At 55.2% G+C, this 4,006-nt stretch carries 3 protein-coding genes and 1 pseudogene; all 4 read left to right on the top strand.

The window, feature by feature from the left end; all coding sequences use genetic code 11:
* A partial coding sequence (locus NW852_RS12295) for a vWA domain-containing protein (RefSeq protein WP_414426788.1) occupies nt 1-1,173 on the top strand: 1,173 nt, incomplete at its 5' end.
* A gap of 151 nt (nt 1,174-1,324) precedes the next feature.
* Nucleotides 1,325-1,504, top strand: coding sequence for a hypothetical protein (locus NW852_RS12290; RefSeq protein ID WP_414370411.1), 180 nt, complete (start codon nt 1,325-1,327; stop codon nt 1,502-1,504).
* 776 nt (nt 1,505-2,280) lie between these two features.
* On the top strand, nt 2,281-2,913 hold the full coding sequence (locus tag NW852_RS12285) for a DUF4347 domain-containing protein (protein WP_414370407.1): 633 nt from the start codon (nt 2,281-2,283) through the stop codon (nt 2,911-2,913).
* Nucleotides 2,914-2,919: 6 nt separating this feature from the next.
* A pseudogene (locus NW852_RS12280) lies at nt 2,920-4,006 on the top strand (hypothetical protein); the annotation flags it as partial.

The following is a 4,006-nucleotide window of genomic DNA, read 5'->3' as shown; positions in this document are numbered from 1 at the left end:
TACGCTGCTGTCCTCAAGCTTGTCTGTGTTATCGGCTATATTCTTCAGGTTTCAACAATGCAGCTTAGCAGACCCCAAAACCGAGAAACTGGCTGGGCAATTGTCTTGATCCTGCTGGGGATCTCCATAACCGGCTGTGGCTCTTCCAGTAGCACAGGGATCGACCCTGCTTCTTTGGGATCCCAAACGCGCTTGACCTTCAATGGGGCTCTGACGCGCAGTTTCAGCACCACCCAGGGGGAGATGGAGTTCAACATTGCCCTCTTGCAAGCAGGGGATCCGCCTCAGCCGGTCACCCAGCTTTCTCCTGCCCAGGTCAGCTTGCAAGTTAACCGCATAACCGATCTGCAAGGGATCCCGCAGTCAGCCACAGTAACTCTAAGCCCCACCCGCATCGAGAACCCTCGAGCTGAGCTGGCCCGTCAGCCTTTGCTCATGGCCATCCTCATGGACGGCTCCGGCAGCCTGTTGGTTTTGGATCCCCAGTCCCGTCGCTTCTTAGCTGTTTTTGGGCTTTTGGATCAATTTCGCACCACACCCTTGGATCTGGGGGCGGTGCTCCGTTTTGATAACCGAGGGGCCGGTTTTGGCGCTACGGCTCTCGGCCAGCCTTTGCGCACGGCCCAACTGCTGCAAGACTTCACCAGCGACAAGCAACTGCTTAGGCGAGGGGTATTGCGGGCAAATCCCGGTGGGAACACCGCCTTGTATGACGCCACGGTGGAAGCCGGGCGTTTCTTAAGTGACTTTCGCCCCAATGAGACCTTCAACCGCCGCCTGGTGGTGTTTACCGACGGCATCGACAACGAGAGCACCCGCTCCATTGACCAGACCATTCGGGAGCTCACAACTCTGGCCCAAGAGCGGGGGCAGAAGCTGACCGTGTATGTAGTTGGGCTGGGCGTTGACTTAAACCTGCTGGAGCTCCAGCGACTGGCGGCGGCCACAGAAGGCACGTTTGTGCTGGCGCGGTTTGCCGAGGCTCTGGAAGCTCCCTTTGCCAATCTATTCCCTGCTGCTATTGGAGAGCACCGCCTGCAGGTGCGGGTACAAAGTAATGTTCCCCTACCTGCTGGCTCTTATCTTCTCAGCGGCGAACTGCGGGTCGAAAGAGAGGGAAGCCGTTTTGTGACATCCTTTAGCGACGCCGTTCTCACGGTGGGATCCCGCTAGAGCCCTTCTGCAAACCGACAGCATCCGCAATTGAGAGCAAGGCATAGGCACATGTTTCGACGACTGGGCAGCAGATTTTGGCAACCGGCTGCGCTTGTCCTGGCTGCTGTGGTTACAGGTTCCCTCACTGTTTTGCTGAAAAGTTGCGGTAGTGGCGGCTCTGGCAATCCTGCTGGAGTGGAGTTGCCGACAAGGGATCCCGCTGCCGGCTCCGCGGCTGCCATCCTGGGGCTGGTCGTTGATCCCTTTGGTCAGCTTTGTGGCCCGGGATCCACGGCTGCTCTTTGTGCAGGCGGGCCAGTCTTTTCGGCAGGCAACTCAGTTCAGCTAGTCGGCTTGAGCTCACGGGGAGAGATTTTGTTTCCCCCCTTGGCCACTGCCACCCTGGATAGCAACTTGCGCTTTACGATTCCCTTTTCTGGCTCGATCACGCAGCCGCCGGGGAAATTGGTTTCGGTGCAATCGAACCTCGTTGGGCAGGGACGGCAGGCCAGCCAGCCTACACCGCTGCGGGGATTTGTTTTCAGCGCAGCCGTCGATGTCTCTCCTTGGAGCGAGGCTCTCTATCGCATTTTGCTACGGGAACAGGAGCGGGTACCCTTCTCGAACTTAGCCCCCCCTGAGGTTAGGGATTTGGAGAACATTTTGTTTGTTAGCATTCCTCTTTCCAGAGCTGCCCGTAACCTAGAGGAAATTATTGGCGATATCATTCAGCAAGCGGATCGGCTGAGTTTTAATGGACTGCGTTTTGTAGAGGATCTCATTCGAGTTTGCTATGCCCCGGAAGGCAATCAATCCGATCAACCCTGTCGGCTGCGGATCCCGGTGCCTACTCCGCCTCCAGTGCCCATTGAACCGCCGGCAACTCGGCCACCAGCTTCTCCTCTTGCTCCCGCAACTCCTTCGCCGGCAGCAACACCTTCTCCTGAGGCTCCTACCCTACCCATCGTCATCACCAATAGAGCTTCAGTCCGTCTATCATCTGGAACTTTAGTATTCAGTAACCCAGTTACGGTGAGAGTGGACAATTTGTAGCTGCTTCGCTTGGAATTGAGTCCTGTTTCTTTCTTTTTTGAAGACATTCCCTGAAAAAGCGAGGAGTGTTAGATGTTGACCTCAAGACCGTCTCCGCCCAACTCTAAGCAACCCGCCGGGCTACTGCAGATTCTCAGCCGTACTTTGGGATCCGTTTCCACAGCTTTGCTCATTTTGCTTTTGAGAGTGGAGAATGCCGACTCCGCTACATCAGGGAATATACTTCTGCAACACTCTGCTCAAGATGGGCTGGTCTTTATCGACCAAGCTTTGCCCGATCTGTCGATCTTGCTAGCAGGGATCCGACCTGGAACAGAGATTATTCCTTTGGATCCTAACAAAGACGGGATCCAGCAGATTGCCGAGGCGCTGCGAGGTCGAAAAGGGGTTAGAGCTTGGCACGTTCTATCTCACGGGCAGGCGGGCTCAATACAGTTGGGCAAAAGTCTTCTCAGCCTAGAAAACCTATCCGAATATACAAGCTTGCTCTCGCAGTGGAAATCTAGCCTGGCTGATGATGCAGAGATCTTGATCTATGGATGCGAAGTGGCATCCGGCTTAGAGGGAGAGCTTCTCATTCTCCAGAGACAAGCGGTGCCGCCGACCTGCGGCGGCATCACCAACTCCAACGGAGTGGCGGTGGTCGACGTGGAGGGATCTGGCACGGCCGGGGCCATTCGCTTTGAAGCCGTCGTTCCCAGGTGAGTGGGTATGTGGGCGAAAGACTTATTAGATACCCTTACAGATATCTTCGCTGCCCAGAAACCCGCTGAAGAGACCGCTGTGCGCTCCTACACTTCTGGCATTGTCGTCCCCTTTTTGGTCGGTGTAGCTGTTGCAGGTCTAGGATTGCCTGCCCAAGCCGCAACAATTAATGTTACAAACCCAGCCGATGTCATATCTGATGACGGCCAATGCTCTTTGCGGGAAGCGGTCATTGCAGCCAACACCGATTCTGCATTATTTAGTACAGCTGGCGAATGCATCGCAGGCTCAGGGGCAGACACCATTGTTCTGCAAACAGATTATTGTATCTTGTCGCTGGACGACGATGGAGGTGGGCACCAAACAGACAGTGGAGCCGACAACGACGATTTGGACATCACGAGCACCATCACCCTTCAAGGAAATGGTGCAGGCATTCAGCGCGACACTTCGGTGACATGTAAGCCGGATAACACTGCAGCCAAAGGAGAATTCCGCCTCTTCCATGTCCAGAGTACAGGCGATCTCCAGATGAAAGACGTGGGACTCTACCAAGGTTGTGCAGATGGGTCAGGGTTTCCACATACGGCGGGTGGTGGAGTTTTCGTCGATGCTGGCGGACAGTTTAAAATTGCCAACGCTCAGATCTCCAACAACAAGGCAACTTCTCTTGGTGGCGGCGTCTACAGCTTGAGCACGGTAACCGTTACAGATTCTGGAATTTCCTCCAATGTCGCTGGCCAAGATGGGGGTGGCCTTTACAATGACAGCGGCGGCAAGGTAACCATTGTCACTACTGGGATATCCAGCAATATCGTTGTCCAAGATGGAGGCGGTATTTATAACAAGGGCACCCTCACCATCAGCAACACGGGGATCTCCAGCAATGGCGCCAGCCAAAAGGGAGGCGGCCTTTACAACGACAGCGGCGGCAAGGTAACCATCACCAGCGTTGGAATCTCCACCAATGGCGCTGGCCAAGAGGGAGGTGGTATTTACAACAAAGGCACCCTCACCATTAGCAACGCGGGGATCTCCAAAAATGGCGCGGGCAAAAATGGGGGCGGCCTTTACAACGATAGCGGCGGCCAAG

Origin of the sequence: Synechococcus sp. H60.1, from assembly GCF_047462335.1 — a bacterium.
In the GTDB taxonomy this organism is placed as follows: Bacteria; Cyanobacteriota; Cyanobacteriia; order Thermostichales; family Thermostichaceae; genus Thermostichus.
The sequence above is the reverse complement of the archived record's forward strand: the minus strand, read 5'-3'. Positions and strand labels throughout refer to the sequence as shown.